This is a genomic window from Streptosporangium sp. NPDC048886 (assembly GCF_055586905.1).
The window spans coordinates 12,816-36,809 of record NZ_JBVJHH010000068.1; the positions used below are offsets into that span (position 1 = coordinate 12,816).

Sequence of the window (23,994 nt, forward strand, 5' to 3'; positions counted from 1 at the left end):
CACCGCAACGCAAGCCCGCCCAGCCCGTACGGCGACACAATCGCCGAACCCCGACCTCCGACCCCTCAGGGACCTGACTTGCTGCTGCCACGACCCGTTCACCTCACCCGAGACGGCACGGAGCCCTTCACCCTCACCACGGCCACAGTGATCGCCGCACCCCCCGAGCTCGCGCGGGTGGAAGGCTGGCTGCGTGGCGTGCTGTCCCCCGTGACCGGCCTGCCGCTGCCGCCCGGAGAGGCGCGGCCCGGGGCGATCGAGTTCACCCTGGCAGCTGGGCTCGGCCATGAAGCGTACCGCCTGACCGTGCGCCCCGGCGGGGTACGCGTCGAAGCGGGGGACGCGGCGGGGGCGTTCTACGGCGCGCAGACCCTGCGCCAGCTGCTGCCGCCCGCGGCCTTCCGCAGCGGCGCGGTCGGCGAGCGGGACTGGCTCGTCGCCCCGGTTACCGTCGAGGACCGGCCGAGATTCCGGTGGCGCGGCTGCCTCATCGACGTGGCCAGGCACTTCCTGCCCAAGCCCGACCTGCTGCGGTACATCGACCTGCTGGCCGCGCACAAGCTCAACGTGCTGCACCTGCACCTGACCGACGATCAGGGCTGGCGGTTCGAGGTGAGGGGGTACCCGAAGCTGACCGAGGTCGGCGCCTGGCGGAGGGAGAGCCCGCTGGGGTCCCGCCGGCACGGCCTGTTCGACGGCCGCCCGCACGGCGGCTTCTACACCCAGGACGACCTGCGCGAGATCGTGTCGTACGCGGCGGACCGGTTCGTCACCGTGGTGCCCGAGATCGAGCTGCCCGGGCACTCCCAGGCCGCCATCGCCGCCTATCCGGAGCTGGGCAACCTCGACGACCCGCTGCAGGTCGCCACCCAGTGGGGCGTCTCCCCGAACGTGCTCAACGTCGAGGACGCCACGCTCGCCTTCTACCGGGACGTGCTCGACCAGGTCATGGAGATCTTCCCCGGCGAGTACGTCTGCGTGGGCGGCGACGAGTGCCCCAAGACGCAGTGGCGGGAGAGCCCGTCGGCCCAGCGGCGCATCCGCGAGCTCGGCCTGCGCGACGAGGACGAGCTGCAGAGCTGGTTCATCCGCCAGTTCTCCGACCATCTGACCGCGCGCGGGCGACGTCTGCTGGGCTGGGACGAGATCATCGAGGGCGGCCTGCCGTCGGGTGCGACCGTGGCGTCCTGGCGCGGCACGTACGGCGCGGTCGTGGCGGCCAGGGCCGGGCACGACGTGATCACGTGCCCCTTCACGCAGCTCTACCTCGACTTCCGGCAGTCGGACCGGCCCGACGAGCCGGTCCCGATCGGCAGCGTGATCTCGCTGCGCGACGTCCACGCCTTCGAACCAGTGCCGCCGGAGCTCACGGAGGCCGAGGCCGTCCGCGTGCTCGGCGCACAGGCGAACCTCTGGACCGAGCACATCGACTCGCCTCGCGCGCTCGACTACATGGCCTTCCCCCGCCTGTCGGCCTTCGCCGAGGTCGTGTGGAGCCCCGCAGGCGGCGACTTCGACGACTTCCGGGCGCGGCTGCACCACCACGAGCGCCGGCTCGCCGCGCTGGGCGTGGAGTACCGCAAGGAGACCGGCCCCGAGCCGTGGCAGACGCGGCCGGACGTCAAGGGCTGGCCGCGCGAGCGGGCGGAGACCGAGGCCGAGGTGGCGGCCTGGACCCGCGGCATCCGACGAAACCTCAGTGGAGAGAGGAACGCATGACCAGACGCCTGTCCGTCATCCTCATCGGCTTATCCTGCCTGCTCGGCGTGATCACCCCGGCCCGTGCGGCGACTCCCGAGCTGTCGGCGTACTTCAGCAGGCCGAGTGTCGACGGCACGCTCGACGGCTCCCTGCTGACGCGGTTGCTGGGCCTGATCGACCTGGCCGCGCCGGGTTCCACCCTGCGCGTGGCGACGTACGTGCTGGAGATCAGGACCGTCAAGGACGAGCTCGTGGCGGCGCACGATCGCGGCGTCGACGTACGGGTGGTGTCCGAGGGGTCCGGTCACGACCCGCTGCTCGACGAGCTGGCCGCCGCCGGCGTGCCGGTCACGCTCTGCACCATGGGCTGCAACGGCCCGGACACCGACATCAACCACCACAAGTTCTTCGTGTTCAGCCGCCTCACGGACGGCAGGACCGACGTGGTCGCGCAGAGCTCGCAGAACCTCAGCGCCGACAACGGCCTCCACCAGAACATGCTGATCAGCTCGGGCGACGCCGGCCTGGCCGAGGGCTACCGGCAGGTGTTCGACACGCTGGTCTCCCGGGTGCGGACGACGTGGCAGGCGCCCTTCACCTCCGCCAGTGGCAAGGTCACGGTCTGGATGGAGCCCCGCGACACCGTCTACGACCAGGCTACCTACGACAGCGCCGACCTGGTCGCGGCCATGATCAAGGACGTGGGCTGCCCCGGCACGATCCGCGTGGCGCAGGCGCAGTTCGCCACGGACAGGCCGCTCGTCATCGACGCGCTCAAGGCGAAGAAGCAGCAGGGGTGCGGCGTCCAGGTGCTCGTCGCCGAAGGCAACCAGACGGTCTCGACCGCCCAGGAGCTCGCCAAGGGCGGCATCGTGGTGCACACCTTCAGGCCCGGCGGCTGCCACTACCCGGCCGGGGACACCTGCGCGCCCGACAACCTCCACTCGAAGATCATCCTGGTGGACGGGCCGTCGGCGGCGGCGGGCGGCGCGACGCGGCGCTACGTCTACACCGGATCCCACAACCTCAACGCCGGCTCCCTGACCGCCTCGGACGACTCCTTCATCCGTATCGACGACGCGGGGATCTACGCGGCGTACGACGCGGACTTCGCCGCGATGCTGGACGAGATGATCAAGTTCGTCCCCTCCGCCTATCCGGACGCCGCGCTCCAGATGGCCGCCAATGGCCCCGACGACCAGCGGGCGCCGAGGGCGGCCGCCATGCGCGCCGGCTACACGGCCGTGGCCTGGGAGGACGACCGTGATCGTGCCTCGGTGGACGGCACCGAGGTCTACGCGCGCATCTACCACGACGGGCAGCAGGTGACCGGCCCCGTGAAGGTCTCGATGGGCGGGGCCGGGTGCGCGACCGGCTGGAACCACGTGCAGCCGTCGGCCGGCGTCGACGACACGGGCAACGCCTACGTCGCCTGGGCCGAGGACGGCGACTGCCGGGGCGAGCACAACATCGCGGTGCGCAGGCTCTCGCCGTCGGGCACGCTGAGCTCGACGATCTGGGCGAACGACCCGCAGTGGAGCGGCGACCAGACCCGGCCGAGGATCGCGGTCCGGGGCGACGGCGGGTTCACGGTGGTCTGGGAGGACGCGCCGACCAAGACCGTCCGCGCGGCCGGCTACGCCTCGCTGACCTCGCGTGCCTTCGCGCCGGTCCAGGTGGGCGCGGGGGACCGGCCGGACGTGGCCGTCGACGGCGCCGGCACCGCGACCGTGGTCTGGCAGCAGGCGCCCGACGTGTACGGCAAGCGCGTCTCGGCGACCGGCGCGACCGTCGCCGCCGCCACGAAGATCAACACCAGCGCGGCCACCGAGCACCTGGCCCCCGCGGTGGCGACGACGGCGGGCGGCGACAGCGTCGTCGCCTGGAGCGACAACGTGGCGGTCACCGGAGGCGACGTGAAGACCGTCTGGCGGGTGCGGACGCGGGGTCTGACGCCCTCCCTGGGATCGAGGTTCGCGGAGAACCCCGTCGCGTTCGGGAAGTACGCACCGAACACGGTCTCCGACGGCGGCAAGGAGTACCCGCCGCTGTGCGGGAGGGTGTCGTCGGTGGACAGGTGCGCGGTCCAGGGATCGCCGTCCGTCGCCGTCGACGACAGCGGACGGTTCGTCGTCGGCTGGACCGAGTCCGACATCTGGAACGCCGGCCGTTCCTTCGAGGTGTACGCCCGCGGCTTCAACGCCGACGGGACGACGGCCGGCCGGTTCCCCTGCGAGCGCATGAACCCGAACACGGCCGGCAGCCAGTCGGCCACCGCCGTCGCCGCCGACGCCACCGGCTTCCACCTCTTCTACGCCGAGGACTTCGACGTCAACGGATACAGCGATGTCGTGGCGCGGACCGGCTTCACCAACACCGAATTCTGAGCGGAGCGCCGCCCTCCGCGCCGATCCCTCGCGATCGAGACCCTGACCACCACCTCCGACGCTTCCAGAGAAGGAACCCCCCGTGCGTCTGCGTATGGCATTGGTCGCCGCCCTGGCCGTGACCCTGGCCGGTTGTGGCTCCGGCACCGACACCACCACCAAGTCCGGAAAAATCATGATCAGCTACGCGATTTGGGAGAAGAACGACCAAGCCAGCACCCAGAAAATCATCGACGCCTTCCAGAAGCAGCACCCCAACGTCACGGTCAAGCTGGAGATCACCCCCTGGGACCAGTACTGGACCAAGCTCCAGACCGCCGCCGCCGGCGGCGCGGCCCCCGACGTCTTCTGGATGAACAGCCTCAACGTCCGCCTGTACGCCAAGGGCGGCGTGCTCGCCCCCATCCAGAACGCCGACGTCAGCGCCTTCCCGCAGGCGATCGTGGACGGCTACCGCTACGACGGCAAGCTGTACGGCATGCCGCGCGACGTCGGCCTCCCCGTGCTCTGGTACGACAAGGAGCTCTTCGACAAGGCCGGCGTCAAGTACCCGACCGCCGACTGGACCTGGGACGACCTCAGGGCCGCCGCCAAGAAGCTGACCGACCCGGCCAAGAAGCAGTACGGCCTGCTGGCCCCCATGTGGGACCAGGGCGGCTTCTACCCCACGATGATCCAGGCCGGCGGCCACGTCATCTCCGCCGACGGCAAGAAGTCGGGCTTCGACGAGCCCGGCTCCATCCAGGGCCTGGAGTTCTGGACCGACATGATCAACAAGGACAAGGTCGCCCCGCCCGCCCAGGCGACCACCGACACCGATCCCGTACAGCTGTTCATGACCGGCAAGTACGCCATGTACTACGGCGGCTCCTGGCTCGCCACCGCGTTCAAGGCCAACACCGAGCGCGGCGACAAGGTCGACGTGGCGCCCCTGCCCAAGGGGCCGGCGCAGGAGGCCGTCATCCTGCTCGGCCTGGCCAACGCCGTCTCGGCCAAGAGCGAGCACCCGGTCGAGAGCGCGCAGTTCGCCACGTTCCTCTCCTCCGAGGAGGCCGAGAAGATCCTCAGCGACACCGGCGGCGCCTCGGTCTCCTCGCGGGCGGGCACCCAGGACGGCTGGTTCAACGCCTTCCCGAACTACCACCTGAAGGAGGCGTTCGACGCCTCGATCCCGCACGGCGTGCCGTACCCCGTCTCCCTGAACACCGCCAAGTGGCAGGACGTGCAGAACAAGCTCCTCGCCGAGGCATGGGCAGGCAAGCGGCCGACCGCGGACGCCGCCAGGGAGATCGCCGCGCAGATGAACGAGATCCTGGCCAAGGAGTAGCGGATGCTGCTGATCGAGGAACGGGCCGCCGCCAAGGCGGCGGCCCGGCCGGGGCGGCGGCCGGGCCGCGACTGGCTCTGGGGCTATGGGCTGATCGCGCCCATGGCCCTCGGGCTGGCCGTGTTCTACCTGTGGCCGATCGTCCAGACGCTCTACCTGAGCTTCACCGAGTCCGGCGTGTTCGGCGGGCAGACGTGGGTGGGCGTCGACAACTTCGCCGCCCTCTTCGGCGACGAGGAGATGCTCGGCGCGCTGCGCAACACGCTGCTCTACTCCGTGCTCGTGCTCATCGGGGTGCCGCTGGCGATCGTGATCGCGGCGTTGCTCAACGTGCCGGGGCTGCGCGGGCTCGGCTTCTACCGCACGCTGTACTTCCTGCCCGTGGTCACCATGCCTGCGGCCGTCGGCCTGACCTGGCGCTACCTGTACAACGGCGACTTCGGCCTGATGAACTACCTGCTCGGCGAGATCGGGATCGACGGGCCCTACTGGGTCTCCGACCCCGAGTTCGCGATCTACGCCATCGCGGTGGTCGGGATCTGGAGCTCGCTCGGGTACAACGCCGTGCTGTTCCTGGCCGGGCTCCAGGGGATCCCGAAGCACTATTACGAGGCCGCCGCGATCGACGGCGCAGGCAGGATGCGGCAGTTCTTCCGCATCACGCTGCCGCTGCTTACGCCCACCACGTTCTTCGTCATGGTGATCACGCTGATCAACGCTCTGCAGGTGTTTGACCTGGTCTACCTCATGATCGACACCAAGAGCCCGGCGCTGGCGGGGAGCCGCACGATCGTCTACCTCTTCTACGAGCAGGGCTTCGTGCAGAACAGCCGCGGCTACGCAGCCGCGATCGCGGTCGTGCTGCTGGCCCTGATCCTCGCGCTGACCGCCCTTCAGTTCAGGCTGCAGAGGCGGTGGGTCCACTATGAGTAGGCGCTGGATCGTGCACGCGGTCCTGCTCGCCGGCGGGCTGATCATGATCACGCCGTTCGTCTGGCAACTCGTGGTCTCGCTGCAGACCGTCACCGAGTCGATGCGGGTGCCGCCCACGCCGGTCCCCTCCTGGCAGTGGCACAACTTCGCCGACGTGTTCAGGACCGTGCCGCTCGGGCGGCAGTTCCTCAACACCGTGATCGTCACGGCGGCGGTGACGGCCGGGCAGCTGCTGCTCTGCTCGCTCGCAGCCTTTGCCTTCGCGCGGCTGGAGTTCCCCGGGCGCGGGCCGATCTTCCTGCTGTTCCTGGCCGTGCTGATGGTGCCGGGGGAGCTGTTCCTGCTGCCCCGGTACGAGATCATGCAGGGGCTCGGCTGGCTCAACACCCTCCAGGCGCTCATCGCCCCCGGGGTCTTCGGGGCCTTCGGCACGTTCCTGCTGCGGCAGTTCTTCAAGACGCTGCCCAGGGAACTGGACGAGGCGGCGCGCCTGGACGGCGCCAACCCGCTGCAGATCTACTGGTGGATCATGCTGCCGCTGGTGCGGCCCGGGCTGCTGGCGCTCGGGCTGCTGACCGTCATGTGGTCCTGGAGCAGCCTGCTCTGGCCGCTGGTGGTCAACACCGACCCGGAGATGATGACGCTCTCCGCCGGGCTGGCCTCGCTGCGCGGCCAGTACCTGACCAATTACCCGATCCTCTTCGCCGGGTCCGTCGTCGCCTCGCTGCCCGTGATCGTTCTTTTCGTGGTCATGCAGCGGCAGCTGATCGCTGGGATCGCGTTCACCGGCTCGAAGGGCTGAACCACCAGTTTTTTCTCCCGTTGTATCCCTATCGAGGAGTATGTGTGCATTCCCGTCGTAAGTGGATCGTCGTCGCCTTAGGCGTCACTCTGGCCTCCTCCGCCTCACCGGCACTGGCCGACCCGAAGCCCGTGGACGTGCAACTACTGTCCCTCACCGACTTCCACGGCTACATCACCCCGCAGAACAACGCCACCGACGGGACGATCAAGGATCCGCAGGGGAACACCCTGGTGGTGGGCGGCGCGCCGTACGTGGCGACGCATCTGGACAAGCTCCGGCAAGGCCATGAGAACACGGTCACGTTCTCGGCCGGTGACGATTTCAGCGGCTGGCCGACCGAGGTGTCCTACCACGCCGACGAGCCCACGATCGAGTTCCTGAACAAGATCAAGGTGGAGTTCACCGCGGTCGGGAACCACGAGCTGGACCGGTCCCTGGAGTTCCTGCGCGACCACATGGGCGAGGGCGAGTGCTTCGGCGAGATCGGGGTCGACAGCTGCTTCACCGACTCCGACGGGCGGCAGTTCCACGGCGCCGACTTCGCCATCTCGACGGCCAACATCACGCGGAAGGGCGACACCCGTCCGGTGCTCCCGCCGTACGTGATCAAGCGCTTCCAGGGCATCCCCGTCGGGTTCATCAACCTGACCACGCCCACCACGGTGGACGGCTCCACCTCCTACCAGCCGTCACTGGACAACCTGCCGCTGGTGGAGACGGCCAACAAGTACGCCGCCATCCTCAAGCGGCGCGGCGTCAAGGCCATCGTCGCCAACGTGCACGAGGGCGGCAAGGCCGGAGACGACTACAACGGCTGCGCCGATCAGAAGAACGGGCCGATCTGGGACTTCGCCGCCAACGCCTCGCCCGACATCGACGTCATCGTCACGGGCCACTGGCACTGGTACTTCACCTGCTCGCTACCCGACCCGGCGGGTAATCCCCGCCCGGTCGTCGAGGCAGCCAACCACGGCCGCCTCATCAACGAGATCAACCTGAAGCTCGACCACCGTACCCGCGACGTCATCAGGTCCGAGACCACCGCGGTCAACCACCCAGTGACCCGCGATGTCACCCCCGACCCCGCCATGGTGAAGCTGGTCGACCACTGGAACGCCAAGCAGAAGGAGACCTACGCCAAGCCGTACGGGACCATCACCGGCGACCTCACCAGGACCCGCGACGCGACGGGGCAGAGCACGCTCGGCAACACCGTGGCCGACGTGGCCTACTTCGACTCGCAGCGGACCGAGGGCGGCAAGGCCGACCTGGCTATGGTGGCCGTCGCCCCGACCAAGGGCTCCAACTCCCTGCGCGGCGACCTGAGGTTCGCCAAGGGCGCCAACCCCGCCGACAGCGACGGTCAGGTGCTCATGGGCGAGTCGTGGGCGGCCTGGGGCTACGCCAACCCGGTGCTCACCGTCACCGTCAAGGGCTCGCAGATCGAGCAGGCCCTGGAGCAGCAGTGGCAGGCGCAGGCCAACGGCACCGTGAAGTTCGCGCCGCTGGCCGTGTCCAAGAACGTCCGCTTCTCCTTCGACGCGACCAGGCCCGTCGGTGACAGGATCAACCCCGCCGACGTGATCGTGAACGGGCAGCCGCTCGACACCGGCAGGACCTACCGGCTCGCCGCGCTGGCCTACACGCTTCTCGGCGCCGACGGCTACGCCGCCTTCGCCGGGTACACCGACGCCGTGCGCGGCAACCGCGACTACGAGGCCATGCGGGCCTACCTGCGGCAGGGGCCGGTGGCCCCGCCCGCCCTGGACCGGGCGGTGCCGCTGATATAGGACTCCGGGTGCGGGGGACCCGCGTCCCCCGCACCCGCGCGGGCCCGCCCGGACGGTCAGCGGGAGCCATTCGGTTGGCCTCGGGAGCGGGTGTGGGGCTCAAAAACTCGAGTACTTCAAGCACAGAGCCCTTCGTCCGGTGGGAGGAAGGGCTCTGGGGCGCCGAATGGCTGGTCCGGGTCACCTGGGATCATGTTTCGTGATCTTGTCGATGGTGTACGCCGTCACCCAGCGTCTGTTGTCTGAGGTGCCCACCGCCAGCTCATGCTGAACGCCGGTAGCGCCGCCCTCGCCGCCCTGGCCAACCTGACCGACATCGAACCGGCCCTTTCTGGAGGCCATCGAAGCCTGCCTGCCGTCCGGTCGGCATATCGACCTCGACCTGGGATCGCCGCCCTGCCCATCCGGCTGACCGCCCACCGCCTGGCCACCACTCAAGACCCGGCGCGACGAGCCGCGCTCCATCTCACCCATGCGAACCGCCTGCGCAACGTCAGCCAGCACCAGAACGCCCTGAAAGCCTCCCAGCAGGCCGTCGACCTGTACGGCGAGCTGACCCGACTCAACCTGAGTCTCCCTCAGTACTCCGGACGCTTGACCTGAGGTCATCCCCGATCGAGTGCGAGCCCTAGGAGTCTGCTGAAGATGTAGAGGCCTGACCTCGCCGTGAACAGCGGTGGGGTCAGACTGGTGTTATGCAAGGTCAGTGGGCTGGCGGACCGGTCGGACCGGACGTATGGGCCACCTGCCGGGACCTGATCCCGCCCGGCAGCGTGTTCGCGTTCTTGGCTGAGCACCGCGCCGCGCTGTTTCCGGCCGCGATGTTCACCGACATGTACCCCTCGCCCAACGGGCGGCCCAGCATGCCGCCGCAGATCCTGGCCACGGCGCTGGTGCTGCAGACCTTGTGTGGCGTCTCCGACGCCGAGGCCGTCCAGGAACTACGCTGCGACCTGCGCTGGAAGGCCGCCTGCGGGCTGGGCCTGCACGACACCGCCTTCGACTCGTCGCTGCTGACCTACTTCCGGCGCCGCCTGGCCCGCTCCAGGAGACCAGAGCGGATCTTCGAGGCCGTGCGGCGCGGTCGTCGCCGAAACCGGGGTGCTGCGCGGCCGACACCGGCGGGCGCTGGACTCAGCCGTGCTGGACGATGCGGTGACCACCCAGGACACCGTCACCCAGATCATCGCCGCGATCCGCCGGGTGATCCGCGAGGTGCCCGGCGCCGCGCACGCCGCGGCGTCCTGCTGCACCGCCTGCGACTACACCGATCCCGGTAAACCCCGTATCGCCTGGAACGACGCCCAGGCCCGGGACGTCTTGGTCGATGCCCTGGTCACCGACGCGATCCGCCTGCTGGCCGCGATCTGCGATCAGGTGCTGGACGAGCCGGCCGCGACCGCGGTCGGCATCCTGGCGCTGGTTTCGGGCCAGGATGTCGAGCCGGCCGAGGGCTCCGACGGCCGGGACGGGCGCTGGCGCATCGCCCGGCGCACCGCGCCCGAGCGCATGGTCTCCACCGTCGATCCCGAGGCCCGCCACATCCACAAAACGGTGACCCGCACCGCGGACGGGTTCAAGGCGCACCTGGCCGTCGAGCCGGAGACCGGCCTGCTGACCGCGGTCGCCGTGCGGCCCGGCGCCGGTCCGACCCATCACGAGGCCGCCCTGGCCCCCGACCTACTGGCCGGCGAAGACCAGCGACTGGAGGTCGTGGCCGATGCCGCCTACTCGTCCGGGTCGTGCCGGCGGGCGCTGACCGCCGCCGGGCACCGGCTGCTGATCAAACCGCCGCCACTGCGCCCGGCCGTGCCGGGCGGGTTCACCCTGGACGACTTCGCCATCGACACCGCCGCCGGCACCGCCGTCTGCCCGGCCGGGCAGACGGCGTCCTTCACCGGCGCCACCGCCACCACCGGCACCAGGCGAGCCGTCTTCGACGCCGCAACCTGCGCCGCCTGCCCGCTGCGGCAGCGGTGCACCACCACCCGGGGCGGCCGGGTAGTGCAGATCCGCCCCGACCATGACCTGCAGGCGGTCGCCCGCCGCCAAGCCGCCACCGATCCGGTCTGGCAGGACGGCTACCGGCGCTGGCGGCCACCGGTCGAGCGCGCGGTGGCCTGGGTCGTGGCCGGAGGAAACCGCCGGCTGCGCTACATCGGCACCATCAACAACGACGCCTGGCTGCACCTACGCGCTGCCGCGCTCAACCTGCGCACCCTGGTCAACCGCGGGCTCACCCGCAGCGATGACGCCTGGGTCCTGACTGCCGCTCCGGCATAGCGGCCGCGCGCCGGTGCCTGCCTTGTCCTCAGGCCGGGGCGACTGACCTTTCAGCCCACGGCCCGAACACATCACGGCAAGATTTTCAGCAGACTCCTAGGGCGTGTACGGAGTTGAGATCAGCAGGATTCGCCTGCGCTTTGGTCCTCGATCCTGGTAGGCCACAACTATGGCGCGTGGCGAGCTCACCGATGAGGAATGGTCCTTGATCGACCCTCACCTGCTCTGGGTGAGCGAGGCCCGATCCCGGGTCTGCGGCAGCAGTTCAACGCGGTGATGTGGCGATTCCATACCGGCAGTCCATGGCGAGATCTGCCCGCCGAGTGCGGACCGTGGTGCCGTGTTACCCGCCGCTGCCCAAGGCTCCGGAGCCCCGCGCCCCCTCCGGTGTGGGGCTCTCCCCTGTGACTTGCCAGACATTGAACACATGTTTAATATCTTAAACATGTGTTCAGCATCGTCGGACCTGACCGCCCAGGCCAAGATCCGCAACGCGGCCATCGCGCACTTCGCCCGGGACGGCTTCCAGAAGACCAACCTGCGTGCCATCGCGGCGACCGCGGGAGTGAGCGCCGGCCTGGTCATCCACCACTTCGGCAGCAAGGACCAACTCCGGAGCGTCTGCGACGACCACGTCCTGCGCATCTTGGTCCAGCGGGCCGACAGCGCCCGCCCGAGCGGCATGCAGGACCTCTTCCGCGAATATCTGTCCAACCCGGAGGAATACCGCCTCCAGGTGCAGTACATGCTGCGCGCGATCGAGGAGGACACCCCCACCGCGGCCACGTTCGTCAACACGCTGGTGGACGAGTCCGAGGAGATCCTGCGGGCCGGGATCGCCGACGGCTCGATGCGGCCGTCCTCGGACGTGCGGGCGCTGGCGGTGCTGAGCGTGCTCAACAGCGTGGCCACGCTGGCCATGCCGCCGGCCCTGGCGCGGGCGCTGGGTTACGAGCGGTTCGGCCCCGACGCGCTGCGCCGCCTCGCGCTGCCCACGCTGGAGCTCTACACCCACGGGCTGTTCACCGACGATGCCGCGCTGAAGGCGGCCAGGGCCGCGCTGGACGAATCACCACAGGAAAAGGACTGACACGATGGCCATCACCCTCCCCGACCTCACGCCACTGGAGAGCACGCTCTGGCTCACCCTGGCGGGCAAGGCGCTCGACTACCAGGCCAAGCACCCGATCCTGCGCGACAAAACGACCTACGACGTCGTCAGGAAGATCGACTACGACGCCGGGCAGTTCAAGCTCTCCGCCAGCCCCATCGTGGGCATCGCGCACCGCTCGCTGGTCATGGACAACATCGTGCGGCAGTTCATCGTCAAAAATCCTGACGCGATCGGGCTCGACCTGGGCGCCGGCCTCGACACCCGCGTCTACCGCGTCGACCCGCCCGCCACCGTCGAGTGGTACGACGTCGACCTGCCCGGCGTGGCCAAGGCCAGGCAGCTGCTGCTCCCCGAACGCCCCCACGCCCACACCATCGGCTCGGACCTCAACGACCCCAACTGGATCGACGAGATCCCCGCCGACCGCCCCGCCGTGATCGTCGCCGACGGCCTGATCGGGTTCCTGTCCAAGGAGGAGCTGGCCACCCTCCTCGACCGCCTCATCCGCCACTTCCCCATGGGGGAAATCTGCTTCAACGGCTACACGCGGTTCCACGTGTGGGCGGCCAGAAAGTACGCCGGCACCCAGTCCGTCGCCCCCTACCTGAGGTCTCCCGGCTTCGACACCCCGCAGGACATCGAGCGCATGGAGCCCCGCATGAAGTTGGTACGCGAGATCTTCCTGGGCCGCGAGCCCGAGGTTGCCGACTATCCGTGGACCACCCGCCTGGCCGGCTTCCTGACCGCCTGGAGCACCTCCATCTCGCGCAAGGGCACGGCCATCCAGCACTACCGTTTTTAGGGCCTGTACGGACTCGGATCTTTAGATGGACTGAAGGCTCCGGATCCACAGGATGGCTCCGCGTAGGTGGAGGCCGGCGAGGTAGCTTTCGGACGTCTTGTCGAAGCGGAAGGCCGGCCCGCGCCATTCCTTGATCCGATTGATGCAGCGCTCGGCCGTGTTGCGCTGCTTGTAGAGATCTGGATCATGGCTGACCGGGCGGCCGCCACGGGAGCCGCGTTTCTTGCGGTTGGCCGCTTGGTCGGCCTTTTCCGGGATGACAGCTTCGATGCGGCGTCGGCGCAGGCAGGCGCGGTTGGCGCGGAAGAACCACTCCTCATCGGCGAGGTCTCCACGTGCCATGGCGACGGCCTACCAGGATCGAGGACCAAAGCGCAGGCGAGTCCTGCTGATCTCAACTCCGTACAGGCCCTAGGGAGAGGTTGGCGCGGGAGAGGTCCGCGCCGGTGAAGTTCGTACCGGTGAGCTTTGCGCCGGAGAGATTGGTGCGGGAGAGATCTGCGCCGGTGAAGTTCGCGTTGATGAGCTTTGCGCCAGAGAGGTCCGCGCCGATGAGGTTAGCGCGGGAGAGATCCGCGCCGGCGAGGTCGAACCTCATATGGAATCGGTCATGGCTGACGATGCGGCGGCCGATCACGGTGACGGCGGCCTGAACATCCGTAACAGGCACGTCGGGTGCCTGCAGTACCTGCTCTGCCATGATTGCCGGCGGCTGGCCGGGCGAGTTCTTCCTTTTCCAGGAGAGCATCGATTTGAGCTGAAGGTTGTGGGACCTCGGGCGCACCGGCTGGTACGCGCCCGACGTCGTCATCTACCACAAGCCACCGACCCCGCCCGGCACGCGACCTTCTACCGCATGGTCGCCCGCAACCGTGTCTGGCTCGCCTACCGCCGCCTGCCCGCCCCTGTGATCCCTGTCTACCTGGCGAGCTGGACGCTGCTCAGCATCGCCCGGATCCGCTCCCGAGCGAACCTCGCCGTCTGGGCTCGCGGCCTAGCGGCCTATGGGAAGGCATCCAGGGCGACCACGGACAGCGTCGACCGATGTCCTGGACCACCGTGCTTCGGCTGACCAACGCCGTCCCTCCCCCATCGTGTGAGCGGCTTCAGACGGCGCGGCGCTCATGTAATCGCCGCAATCGCCGGGTGGAGTACCGCATCGGCTGGGCCCTGGAGCCCCAACAGAACGCCGTTCACCAGCCAATCAGCGGTCGAGGCCAGCCGTCTCACAGGCGTCTCATCTCTCACACGCTGGAGGCCCTACCGGTGCGCGTTCTTCCCCTGGCCGTAGCCGCTGCTGTTGCGCTGGCCGTGCTTGCCCCTGCTGTGCCCGCCCAGGCCGCCGCGCTTCCCGCGGTTCAGGTCATAAAGGTCTACTACGACTCGCCCGGCTCGGACCTGCGCTCTAACTGTATTGACCATGAACGTTGTTGACAGCAGGGCTTGATCAATAGCGAAGACCTCCGATGTGGTGGAGGTGTCTAGGCTCCACACCACACACGGAGATCTTCGTGCCCCACCGTAATGCCCGCCTGACCGTTCATGGCAGACGGCTCCTCGTCGAACGCGTCTTGGCCGGTCGGCCGGTCGCGCATGTCGCCGCCGAGATGGGCATCTCCCGCGCCACCGCACACAAGTGGGTCCGCCGCTGGCGTGCCGAAGGAGAGGCGGGTCTGCTGGATCGACCCAGCAGACCGCACGCCACCCCGCACCGCAGCTCACATCGAGGCCCGCGTGTGCCGGCTACGCACCGGCCGCAAACTCGGCCCGGCCCGCATCGGCCCGATCCTGGGCCTGGCCCCCTCCACCGTGCACCGCATCCTGACCCGCCACCACCTGCACCGGCTGTCCTTCCTCGACCGGCCCACCGGACAGCTCATCCGCCGCTACGAGCATGCCCGCCCCGGCGAGCTGGTCCACATCGACGTCAAAAGCTCGGCCGCATCCCCGATGGCGGCGGCTGGCGGATTCATGGCCGCGCCGCCTGCCCCGACCGCCGCCGCATCACCGGCTTCGACTACATCCACTCCGCCGTCGACGACCACACCCGCATCGCCTACAGCGAGGTCCACCCCGATGAGAAAGCCGCTACCTGCGCCGCGCCGCGGCCTTCTTCGCCACCATCGGCATTCCCGGCATCGAACGCGTGCTGACCGACAACGCCTGGAGCTACCGCAAAGCCACCGTCTGGCACCAAGCCCTGGCCGACCTCGGCGCGAGCGGCAAACGCACCCGCGCCTACCGACCGCAGACCAACGGCAAAGTCGAACGCTTCAACGCGCTCTGCTCGACGAGTGGGCCTACGTGCGCCCCTATGCCGGCAACGACGAGCGCACCCAGGCGCTACGCGACTTCCTGCACGCCTACAACTACCATCGCTGCCACACCGCACTCGGAGGACAGCCCCCGATCAGTCGTGTCAACAACGCTGCGGGTCAATACATCTAACGCCTCGCTGAATGGCGAGTACGTGACGATCAAGAACACCACCCGCCGGGCGATCGACCTGGCCGGCTGGACGCTGAGAGACAAGACCGGCTACACCTACACCTTCGGCGACGACGTCCTGCTCGGCGCTGGCAAGAAGCTCACCATCCGCAGTGGTCAGGGCAGCGATGGCACCAGCTCCGTGTTCTGGGGGCGCAGAGCATAGGTTTGGAACAACGACAAGGACAGCGCCTCCATCCGCAACGCCTCCGCGCGGCTCGTCGACTCCTGTTCCTACAACTCGACCAGGGTCGACTGGATCAACTGCGAGTAGTTCTGACCTGCAGAGACGACCACTAGAACGGAAGCCTTTGGGTGGGGCGTCGTCATGTCCGTCTGCACTGGCCAGCGCGATGAATGGCTCTCGGCCGACCGACGCCCCCGCGCTGATCCTCTAGAGAATGTCGAGCCCGATGCCGATCAGGCCACCCACTCTGGCACCGTGGTCGATCCCGCTGCCCGAGCCCGCCGCTGCTGCCGGGGCATTGCGGCAGGGCCCGCACCCCGTCAGGACAGCGGTGCCGCGATCGCTCCGGCCCTGCCGCTGGCTCTGCAGGGCGGCCCGGCTGGCCCGGAACGCGGCCCGGCTGGCTCGGGCCCGCTCGTAGCGGGTGGCTGCGGCCACGACGCGGGCACCCGCGCCCGGCGGCTGTCGTCGCTGTCGGCCCTTTTACACGCGCCTGGCCGCCCGTCAGGTCGTGCCGACCAACCCAGTCGGCGAACGTCTCCGACCTGGTTGTACGAGGCTCGCGTGTACCTGGTGACACGCTCCTCAACGACAGGCCTGATGGATCCGCTGATGGACATTCATATGGCTGTCACCCCGAGCTGATCCATATGAGGCGAACCACTCCGCCATCTTCAACGTCAGAGGTTTCGACACGTGATCGAAAAGCGTTGAGCGGGCGAGAAAGGCACAACCACCTTTGGACATCGCGGAATGGGTGGAGGCCCACCAGTGAGCGGCCAGCTAACCCAACAGGACAAGTTTCTGCTGCTCACCTGCCATCGGCTGGCCGACTTCATGCAGCAGGGCCGAGAGTTGCCGCAGTGGACCACCACGTTAAGCCTGGAACGAAATGAGGTGATTCTCCAGCCGGACGGCTGGGCCGCCGTAAGCATCGTTGAACGCTACGATCAGATCTTCGGCCGTGTCAGGCCCCGCTGGCGGGGGGTGGGATCGGGGCCGCTCACCATCACCAACCGGTCGATCACCATCGTCCCCAGCAACAAGAGCCTTGCCCCGGTGCCCAGGATCTTTCTGCCATACGGGGTTGCCCACACCATTGCGCTCACCTCGCTGCAGGAGATCGAAGTGGAGACGCCCGGTAGCGACGAGAAACCCGTCATTCAGTGGAAGATCGAATCGGGGTGGACGCCGCTGATCTTCGCCGCGTGGGCCGCCCTCTACTTCCCGCGCCACCCACAGTTACACAACGACGAGTGGCTGCCCAGGGGTTTTGAGGACTACTGCGCGGCGCGGGGATTCGATTGCCCTCCGGCCCGTGAGCTGGTCAGACGAGTAGCGCACAACAACATGTAAGGGCTTTGAAGCGGCTGTCGTCTTCGCGCCAAGGACTGCTGGCTCGGTGAGGCGGCCCTGGCTATGCGGGTGGGCCGGGATGCGCTCAGGCGCCAGCAGCCCGATTGGGCCGACGGGTATGTGGGCGTCCCGCTGCTGGCCGCCCACTGATCGCCGAGTCCTTCGTCGTCTACCTGCGTGACGCGCATGCGTCGTTCCTTAAGGAGCTGGTCGCCGAACTACCCTTCGGCGAGGCCCTGAAGCGGCTGCGGGGTGAGGACGGCTGACGGCCGCAACCGGTCACGAGAGCCGCCTCCCGTCGTCTACGGCACCGTCGTGTCCGGGGCGGGCGCAAGCGGGCGCGGTCGTCGTCGACCGCACCAGCCGGTGGGGCACCCCGTACCCCGTCGAGGAGCACGACCGGGAGGAGGCCGTGCGGCTGTACCGTTTCCGGACGACCACACCTGGGCTATGGGCTCCAGGGCCCTTCGATCTCCCCTTCGGGGGTCAAGCCGAAACGGGCGAGGCGCCCGGCGCCCTCCCAGTCCCCTGCCTTCTCCCGCAGCCGGGCCAACATCCCCAGCGCGAAGGGGTCGCCGGCATCGAGGGCTTGCTGGTACAGGCGCTCGGCACCCTCCCCGTCACCTGCCTCCTCCCGCGCATGGGCCAACACTCGCAGCACGCCGAAGTCACCGGCGTCGGCGGCCTGGCGGGCGAGGCGCTCGGCGCCGTCCCGGTCACCTGCCTCCTCCCGTGCATGGGCGGTGACGGTCGCCAGATCGGGCTGCTTCCAGGCGGCGCGGCACAGGTTGAGCTGGTTGATGGGGCAGATGTCGCACAGCTCGCGGATGCCGTAGTGGCCGTTGTAGTCGGCCTCGCCGTGGGCGTAGGCGACGCCGCAGCTCGTCTTGCGGAACAGCGGACCTCACGGCGCATCGTGGTCGGCCGGCCGGTGGAACGCCTTGAGGATGCGCTGTTCGGACTCCTCCGGCATGATCTTGCGGCGGGTGGTGCCCTCGTACGGCTCCGGCAGGCCGTGGTCGCGGTAGTAGGCGGCGATCTCCTGCCGGGAACAGGCCGGTGAACACCGTGGCGTGCGCGTGCCGCGACAGCTCCACCGCCCGCTGGATGTGGTCGTCGGAGTCGTTGAGGCCCGGCACGATGGGCCGCCAGTACAGCACGGTGCGGTACCGGTCGGCGCAGGCATACAGGGTGCGCAGGCTGGCCGCGGCGGTGGCCGAGTCCACCGGTTCGATGCCCGAGTGCGTGACCAGCACGGTGAGTTTGATGTTGCGGAAGCTGTTGAGGGTCGCGCAGTCAGCAGCGTCGACGCGCCAGCGGGTGATGACCAGGACGTGGTTGGTCAGGCCGCGCTCATCCAGCAGCCGCAGCACGTTGAGGGTGTGCGGTTTGACCACGGGCAACATGGGGTCGGTGGCCCGGTTGAACACCTGGATCGGCGTGAGGTGCGGCTGGAAGTAGCGGTGGCCGGTGAGCAGGTCGACGGCGGCCTCGTCGCTCATCAGCGCCCGCGAGGTCTTCATCGCGAAGTTGTCGAACAGGTGGCGGACGCAGTAGCCGCACTCCAGCGGGCAGCCGACGATGTGGTTGAGCGACAGCCCGGATTTGCGGTACTCGATGACGTCGGCGAGCTGCGGTTTGAGGCCGGCGATCTGCTCGACGCTCAAGATCGGCAGTGGGCGCCGGGCGTGGGGGGTGACGCTCATGCGGTGCTCCTGTCTACGGGGGTGGTGAGCAGGTGCCGCTGGTCGGGGCCGTACCAGATGCCGAAGTCGCGCTCCACGACGTCGGCGTGATCGCTGGTGTGGATCAGGTTGTCGATGAGTCGGCCTTCGGCGCGGGCCGTGGTCAGGCTGTCGGTGCCGTAGTGGCCGCGGATGGAAGGGGCCGGCGGTGGTCGAGCCGCTCTCCCGGCGGAATGAGGCGCCCGTCCGTCTGAACCTGCGGTTTTCCGCACCCTGGTACGGCCACCTGCCTCCTTCCTGACCCCCCGACCCTCCGTAGCCTCGGGAGCATGACATGCCGGCTGGTCGAGGCCATGCTGCGCGAACTCGTGGTCGACGCGGTGCTTCGCCGGCAAAAGCGTCCCTTGACCTGCTCTTCACTGCACGCTGCGCCGCCGTGCATGGCTTGCTCTTACCGGCCCTCGGCCGGACTCGCGTCGTCTCGGCCGCCTTCGGTTACGCAATTAATGTAAGGGGTATAGTTCCGTTTATTCGGTTACCGAGATGAGGTGAAGCGTGCGGATCTCCATCACCGACTACGCGGTCGGAGCGACTCTGGCCGGCGATCTGGCCAACACCTCGCCCACCGTGCAGGGCGAGGCGGGCGAGGCTCTGCCGACCCCGGACGCGTTGATGGAGTTCCTTGCAGGGCACGGGCTGCGGCTCGACGCCGTGGCAGATGGGCGTTTGCCGAGCGACGACGACGTCCGCAAGGTTCACCTGCTGCGCCGGGAGGTGCGCGGCGTCGTGGAGACCGAGACGGAGAACCAGGCCGTCGCGGGTGGCGCCGTGCTGGCCGGGCGGGCAGGGCTCAGGCCGGTGCTGGAGCGCGATCCGAGCGGGCGGTGGCAGTGGTACGTCCCGACCAGGCCGGGCGCACCGCTGGCCGAGGAGTTGGCCACGCTCATCGGCATCGGGTTGCTCGGCGCCGTCCGGGCGCTCGGGCACCACCGGTTCCGCGCCTGCGCCGCCCCGGGCTGCCGAGGGGTGTTCGTCGACATCAGCCGCGGGGGGCGCCGCATGTACTGCAGGCCCGACGTGTGCGGCAACCGGATCAATGTCGCCAATCACCGCGGACGGCGGCGGCTTGACAGCACCGCTCGCTGAAAAAGACAGCTCCGCTTGCTGAACGACACAAGGAGAACCCCATGAACGACTCCGTGGACAGTACGACAGCCCGTCCGGTGGGCGGGCCGCCGCTCGCAGGCGCCTTCCGGCTCCCCGACGGCACCTGGATCCGCGGCCGCGGTCTTCGCCATCCGCTGCCGGAGGGGCCCATGTCCCGATTTCGGCCTCTACCTGGGCTCCGACCGGCTTCGCCGCCGCCACGAGGGTGAGCTGCAGTGGCCGCACGCGTGGATCCAGTGGCCCGACTTTCTGCTGCCCCGCGACCGCGATGTAGCCGTACAGCAGATCGGTGCGCTGTACGAGCGAGCGCGGGCGGGCGCCGCGGTGGAGGTCGCCTGCGGGGGTGGCGTCGGCCGCACCGGCACGGTCGTCGCCTGCCTGGCAATCCTGGCCGGTCTCGACCCGGCTGACGCCGTCGCCTGGATGCGCGAGCACCATCATCATCGGGCCGTCGAAACCCCATGGCAGCGGCGCTGGGTGCTGCGCTTCCCACCGTCCCTCTGCTCAGATCCACGCGACTAGTAGGCCGCTGATCGTGAGACATCACGCTGAGCCGTATCGTTGTCAGCCCCTGACTCGAGCGCCTACAGCCTCCCCGCGAGATCTGTCCGGACTGACCAGCCGTTGACCTCACCACGGTACGCCACCGGCCAAAGGCGGACGCCTCATACGCCGCCCTCCAGGGTTCTGGCGGCGCTTCGTACCTGGAGGGATCCCCATAGCGACGGGCTGTTCGGCCGGTCCTCTTGTCCGCCATGAGGACTTCTTCGACCCCGCAGCGACCAACACCAAGGCGCGGGTCCATGCGGCTCAAGAAGCAGCCGCCTTCTTCGCACGCCAACTCGGTGAGACGTCCCTTGTCTCACCGAGTTGCGTATCCCAGGTCAGCTACAAGTCCACGCGCCATCTCGTTCGAGACAGGACACCAGGCTCGGGCAGCGGCGCCTCTTGCAGCGGCTGCGGGCCCTTTTGGCTGGCCCAGCGGCCTCCCGGCCGCGGTCATGCCGGTCCCCGTGACGGCTCACGAGTTGACCGCCGCCAAGTCGATCCGCCAGGCGATCTGGGAGGCAGCGTATGCCCTGGCGCAGGTCGCCTCCTGCCTGCGGACGGTCGTACCATCAACCGCGTCGCTGGTCCGCCGTCCCGCAGAACACCTTGACGGCGATGCCCATGACCTCCTCGGTGGACGGGTTGCGGGTCGAGGGGTTGATCGACAGGGTCATCGACTTGCCGGAGTCCGAGCGGAACGCGAACGTCAGGTAGCCGATCAGCTCGCCGCTGTGTCCCCACACCGTGCCGCACGGCAGCGGGTAGGCCTGCAGTCCGAGCCCGTAGCCGAACCCGGCTCCCGTCTCGACCGTCGTGCGCATCGCCTGCAATGACGTCTTGCTGATCAGCTTGCCGTCGAGCAGCGCCGACATGAACCGCTCCAGGTCGGCCGTGGTCGAGATCACCTCTCCCGCGGCCCAGTCCAGCGAGGGGTTCATCCGCGTCGCGTCCATCAGTTCGGGCATCGGCTCGTACCCCTTGGCGTGCGGCGACGGCAGCCCTGCCCGGTTGCCCGGCACCACCGTGTGGCGCAGCCCCAGTGGGCGCAGGATGCGGCGCGTGACCTCCTCGCCGTAGGGGTTGCCAGTCAGCTTCTCCACCAGCAGCCCGAGCACCACGTAGTTGGTGTTGGAGTAGTGCCACTTGCCGTCGTCGGGGAGCTTCTTGGCGAAGGCCACCTTGAGCAGCTCGCGCGGCTGGTAGGAGCGGAACCGGGCGTCGCCGCGCCAGCGGTTGGTCGAGTATCCGGGCTCGCTCATGTAGTCGTACAGGTGGCTGGTGTGGTTGAGGAGCTGACGGACCGTGATCCGCTCGCCGCCCGGCACCAGGCCGGGCAGGTGCTGGTCGATGGGGTCGTCGAGCCGCAGCTCGCCCTCGTCCACGAGCTGGAGCACCACGGTCGCGATGAAGGTCTTAGTGACGCTGCCGATCCGGAAGTAGCCGTGGGGCGATGGCCGTCCCCCGCGTTTGATGTCGCGTACGCCCGCGGCGCTCGCCCAGGTGCGGTCTCCGTCGGAGACCCGCGCCAGGGCGGCCGTGGCACCGTTGCCCGCCACGATCTTCTCCAGGTCGGAGCGTACGTCCACACTGTGGCCGCCCGCCGCGACAGCCGTCGCTACCAGCACGTTCATCATCGTCTGCATCATGGGCTCAACGCTATGGAGATCGACTTCGCCGCGGAATGCGGTGCGCCGCCCACTCCACCTGCGGAAAACCGCAGCAGCTCAGGAGCCGAGGTAGCGCAGCACCGCCAGGACGCGGCGGCTGTACCCGGTGGTGTGCGACAGCGCGAGCTTGTCGAACAGGGCGTTGACGTGCTTCTCCACCGCGCTCTGCGACACGTGCAGGGATTGGGCGACGGAGGCGTTGGTCAGTCCCTGCGCCATCAGCTCCAGCACCTGGCGCTCGCGGGCGGTGAGCTGGGCAAGCGGGTCGGTGTGGCTGGTGCGCGCGAGCAACTGGCGCACCACCTCCGGGTCGAACGCCGTCCCGCCCGCACCCACCCGGTCCAGCGCGGCCAGGAAGTCGCCGACCTGGGCCACGCGGTCCTTGAGCAGGTAGCCGACGCCGTCGATGCTGCCGCTCATCAGCTCGGTGGCGTACTTCTTCTCCACGGACTGCGACAGCACCAACACCTTGACCTCCGGCCAGCGCCGCCGGATCTCCAGGGCGCCGCGCAGGCCCTCGTCGGTATGGGTGGGCGGCATCCGTACGTCCACCACCACCGCGTCGGGCCGCTCGACGGCCACCGCCTGCAGCAGCGCGCCGGCGTCGCCCACCGCGGCCGGCACGTCGTGACCTTCCTCCTTCAGCAGCCGCACCAGGGTGGCCCTGGAGTGCTTGGCCGCGTTGGTCACCGCCTCGCTGGCCACGAAGTAGGCGGCGGCCTCCACCGCCGCCGCAGGCCGCTCCGGCAGCTCGCAGGTCACCTTGACCGCGACCGAGGACCGCTCGGCCACCCCGGCCAGCGCTTCGGCCAGCCCGTGCGCGTCCAGCCCCGGCGGCCACCGGCGAACGACGGACCCTGGGCCGGGGTTGCGTCGCGGCGGCCACGGGCCGAGCTCCGGCGACGAAAGACGGCACGGGACCACCGCCTAGGTTCCTAGTGCGGTGACCGGGAACGTTCACCGGGTTGCTGCCCGCGCTGGTGAAGCCCAGACGGGTTGGATGTGAATCGACAGATCCAGCTCGGCGCGGGGAGGCGTAGTGGCAGAACCCGTCAGGGTACGCAGGCTGACCGACCGGGAGGGGCAGAAACTCCAGCAGATCGTGCGCCGGGGCAGTACCAACTCGGTGCGCTACCGGCGGGCCATGATGCTTTTGGCCTCGGCCGGCGGCAACACCGTTCCGGTCATCGCCCGCCTGGTGGCCGCCGACGAAGACACCGTCCGCGATGTGATCCACCGATTCAACGAGATCGGCCTGGCCTGCCTGGACCCTCGATGGGCGGGAGGCCGTCCCCGCCTGCTCAGCACTGACGACGAGGACTTCGTCGTAGCGACGGCCACCACCCGCCCTACCAAACTCGGTCAGCCCTTCACCCACTGGTCGATCCGTGAACTCCTGACCTACCTGCGCAAAGCACCCGGCCGGATGATCGGCATCGGCCGGGAGGCGCTGCGCTGCCTGCTGGCACGCCACGGCATCACCTTCCAGCGCACCACGACCTGGAAGGAGTCCAGCGATCCGGACTACGACACCAAGCTGGAGCGCATCGAGCACGTCCTGGAGCATTTTCCCGACCGGGTCTTTGCCTTCGACGAGTTCGGGCCGCTGGGCATTCGCCCCACCGCAGGGGCGGGCTGGGCCCGCCGGGGGCGGCCGGGCCGGTTGCCGGCCACCTACCGCCGCACCCACGGAGTTACCTACTTCCACGGCTGCTACTGCGTCGGCGACGACACGTTGTGGGGGATCGACCGGC

At 69.0% G+C, this 23,994-nt stretch carries 22 protein-coding genes and 3 pseudogenes; 18 read left to right on the top strand and 7 right to left on the bottom strand.

Going from position 1 to position 23,994, the window contains the following annotated elements:
- The first annotated feature begins 78 nt into the window (after positions 1–78).
- The 11 genes and pseudogenes from ACZ6R6_RS46000 (at position 79) to ACZ6R6_RS46050 (ending at position 13,142) form a co-directional block, all read left to right on the top strand.
- Positions 79–1,719 (top strand): beta-N-acetylhexosaminidase, encoded by a 1,641-nt coding sequence (locus ACZ6R6_RS46000; RefSeq protein WP_470103501.1) that lies wholly within the window; start codon positions 79–81, stop codon positions 1,717–1,719.
- Positions 1,716–4,088, top strand: a complete 2,373-nt coding sequence (locus tag ACZ6R6_RS46005; RefSeq protein ID WP_470103502.1) for a phospholipase D-like domain-containing protein — start codon at positions 1,716–1,718, stop codon at positions 4,086–4,088. Before ACZ6R6_RS46000 ends, ACZ6R6_RS46005 begins: the two co-directional genes overlap by 4 nt.
- An 82-nt stretch (positions 4,089–4,170) precedes the next feature.
- Positions 4,171–5,415 (top strand): ABC transporter substrate-binding protein, encoded by a 1,245-nt coding sequence (locus ACZ6R6_RS46010; protein WP_470103503.1) that lies wholly within the window; start codon positions 4,171–4,173, stop codon positions 5,413–5,415.
- Between the two features lie 3 nt (positions 5,416–5,418).
- Positions 5,419–6,348 (top strand): carbohydrate ABC transporter permease, encoded by a 930-nt coding sequence (locus ACZ6R6_RS46015; RefSeq protein WP_470103504.1) that lies wholly within the window; start codon positions 5,419–5,421, stop codon positions 6,346–6,348.
- Positions 6,341–7,150, top strand: coding sequence for a carbohydrate ABC transporter permease (locus ACZ6R6_RS46020; protein ID WP_470103505.1), 810 nt, complete (start codon positions 6,341–6,343; stop codon positions 7,148–7,150). Before ACZ6R6_RS46015 ends, ACZ6R6_RS46020 begins: the two co-directional genes overlap by 8 nt.
- A gap of 44 nt (positions 7,151–7,194) precedes the next feature.
- Positions 7,195–8,943: a bifunctional metallophosphatase/5'-nucleotidase gene (locus ACZ6R6_RS46025; protein ID WP_470103506.1), complete on the top strand. Its 1,749-nt coding sequence runs from the start codon at positions 7,195–7,197 to the stop codon at positions 8,941–8,943.
- A 264-nt stretch (positions 8,944–9,207) separates the two neighbouring features.
- On the top strand, positions 9,208–9,546 hold the full coding sequence (locus ACZ6R6_RS46030; protein ID WP_470103508.1) for a hypothetical protein: 339 nt from the start codon (positions 9,208–9,210) through the stop codon (positions 9,544–9,546).
- Between the two features lie 92 nt (positions 9,547–9,638).
- A pseudogene (locus tag ACZ6R6_RS46035) lies at positions 9,639–11,226 on the top strand (IS1182 family transposase).
- Positions 11,227–11,424: 198 nt separating this feature from the next.
- Positions 11,425–11,634 carry a transposase gene (locus ACZ6R6_RS46040; RefSeq protein ID WP_470103509.1) on the top strand — a complete coding sequence of 70 codons (210 nt, stop codon included), beginning with the start codon at positions 11,425–11,427 and terminating at the stop codon, positions 11,632–11,634.
- A gap of 37 nt (positions 11,635–11,671) precedes the next feature.
- Positions 11,672–12,316, top strand: a complete 645-nt coding sequence (locus tag ACZ6R6_RS46045) for a TetR/AcrR family transcriptional regulator (protein WP_470103511.1) — start codon at positions 11,672–11,674, stop codon at positions 12,314–12,316.
- Positions 12,317–12,320: 4 nt separating this feature from the next.
- A complete protein-coding gene (locus ACZ6R6_RS46050) occupies positions 12,321–13,142 on the top strand; it encodes a class I SAM-dependent methyltransferase (RefSeq protein ID WP_470103513.1) in 822 nt (273 codons plus the stop codon).
- 21 nt (positions 13,143–13,163) lie between these two features.
- Here the strand turns inward: ACZ6R6_RS46050 and ACZ6R6_RS46055 are convergent.
- Both ACZ6R6_RS46055 and ACZ6R6_RS46060 read right to left on the bottom strand, forming a co-directional pair.
- A pseudogene (locus ACZ6R6_RS46055) lies at positions 13,164–13,466 on the bottom strand (hypothetical protein); the annotation flags it as partial.
- Between the two features lie 70 nt (positions 13,467–13,536).
- Entirely contained in the window at positions 13,537–13,953 is a 417-nt protein-coding gene (locus ACZ6R6_RS46060; RefSeq protein WP_470103514.1) for a pentapeptide repeat-containing protein, read from the bottom strand.
- 700 nt (positions 13,954–14,653) lie between these two features.
- On the opposite strand from ACZ6R6_RS46060, the pseudogene ACZ6R6_RS46065 reads away from it, so the two are divergent.
- The 4 genes and pseudogenes from ACZ6R6_RS46065 (at position 14,654) to ACZ6R6_RS46080 (ending at position 17,438) form a co-directional block, all read left to right on the top strand.
- Positions 14,654–15,590: pseudogene (locus ACZ6R6_RS46065) on the top strand (IS481 family transposase).
- 22 nt (positions 15,591–15,612) lie between these two features.
- Complete coding sequence (locus ACZ6R6_RS46070; protein ID WP_470103516.1) at positions 15,613–15,795, top strand: lamin tail domain-containing protein; 183 nt, start codon at positions 15,613–15,615, stop codon at positions 15,793–15,795.
- A 792-nt stretch (positions 15,796–16,587) separates the two neighbouring features.
- Complete coding sequence (locus ACZ6R6_RS46075) at positions 16,588–17,172, top strand: hypothetical protein (RefSeq protein WP_470103517.1); 585 nt, start codon at positions 16,588–16,590, stop codon at positions 17,170–17,172.
- Between the two features lie 104 nt (positions 17,173–17,276).
- Positions 17,277–17,438, top strand: a complete 162-nt coding sequence (locus ACZ6R6_RS46080; protein ID WP_470103518.1) for a hypothetical protein — start codon at positions 17,277–17,279, stop codon at positions 17,436–17,438.
- Between the two features lie 182 nt (positions 17,439–17,620).
- Here the strand turns inward: ACZ6R6_RS46080 and ACZ6R6_RS46085 are convergent, their stop codons facing one another.
- The 3 genes from ACZ6R6_RS46085 to ACZ6R6_RS46095 are packed head-to-tail and all read right to left on the bottom strand — an operon-like array spanning position 17,621 to position 19,129.
- On the bottom strand, positions 17,621–17,833 hold the full coding sequence (locus ACZ6R6_RS46085; RefSeq protein ID WP_470103519.1) for a tetratricopeptide repeat protein: 213 nt from the start codon (positions 17,831–17,833) through the stop codon (positions 17,621–17,623).
- A gap of 55 nt (positions 17,834–17,888) precedes the next feature.
- A complete protein-coding gene (locus tag ACZ6R6_RS46090) occupies positions 17,889–18,878 on the bottom strand; it encodes a hypothetical protein (protein WP_470103521.1) in 990 nt (329 codons plus the stop codon).
- On the bottom strand, positions 18,875–19,129 hold the full coding sequence (locus tag ACZ6R6_RS46095) for a hypothetical protein (RefSeq protein WP_470103522.1): 255 nt from the start codon (positions 19,127–19,129) through the stop codon (positions 18,875–18,877). Before ACZ6R6_RS46095 ends, ACZ6R6_RS46090 begins: the two co-directional genes overlap by 4 nt.
- Positions 19,130–19,412: 283 nt before the next feature.
- Here ACZ6R6_RS46095 and ACZ6R6_RS46100 point away from each other — a divergent pair, with 283 nt between their 5' ends.
- Together ACZ6R6_RS46100 and ACZ6R6_RS46105 are read left to right on the top strand one after the other, a co-directional pair.
- Entirely contained in the window at positions 19,413–20,003 is a 591-nt protein-coding gene (locus ACZ6R6_RS46100; protein WP_470103523.1) for a CGNR zinc finger domain-containing protein, read from the top strand.
- A gap of 273 nt (positions 20,004–20,276) precedes the next feature.
- Positions 20,277–20,546: a phosphatase domain-containing protein gene (locus ACZ6R6_RS46105; RefSeq protein ID WP_470103527.1), complete on the top strand. Its 270-nt coding sequence runs from the start codon at positions 20,277–20,279 to the stop codon at positions 20,544–20,546.
- Between the two features lie 596 nt (positions 20,547–21,142).
- Here ACZ6R6_RS46105 and ACZ6R6_RS46110 read toward each other — a convergent pair.
- Both ACZ6R6_RS46110 and ACZ6R6_RS46115 read right to left on the bottom strand, forming a co-directional pair.
- Positions 21,143–22,219 (bottom strand): serine hydrolase domain-containing protein, encoded by a 1,077-nt coding sequence (locus ACZ6R6_RS46110; protein WP_470103524.1) that lies wholly within the window; start codon positions 22,217–22,219, stop codon positions 21,143–21,145.
- A gap of 78 nt (positions 22,220–22,297) precedes the next feature.
- Positions 22,298–22,930, bottom strand: a complete 633-nt coding sequence (locus ACZ6R6_RS46115; RefSeq protein WP_470103528.1) for a LuxR C-terminal-related transcriptional regulator — start codon at positions 22,928–22,930, stop codon at positions 22,298–22,300.
- A 349-nt stretch (positions 22,931–23,279) separates the two neighbouring features.
- On the opposite strand from ACZ6R6_RS46115, the gene ACZ6R6_RS46120 reads away from it, so the two are divergent.
- Positions 23,280–23,994 (top strand): helix-turn-helix domain-containing protein (locus ACZ6R6_RS46120; protein ID WP_470103525.1); only part of this gene is annotated, 715 nt, incomplete at its 3' end.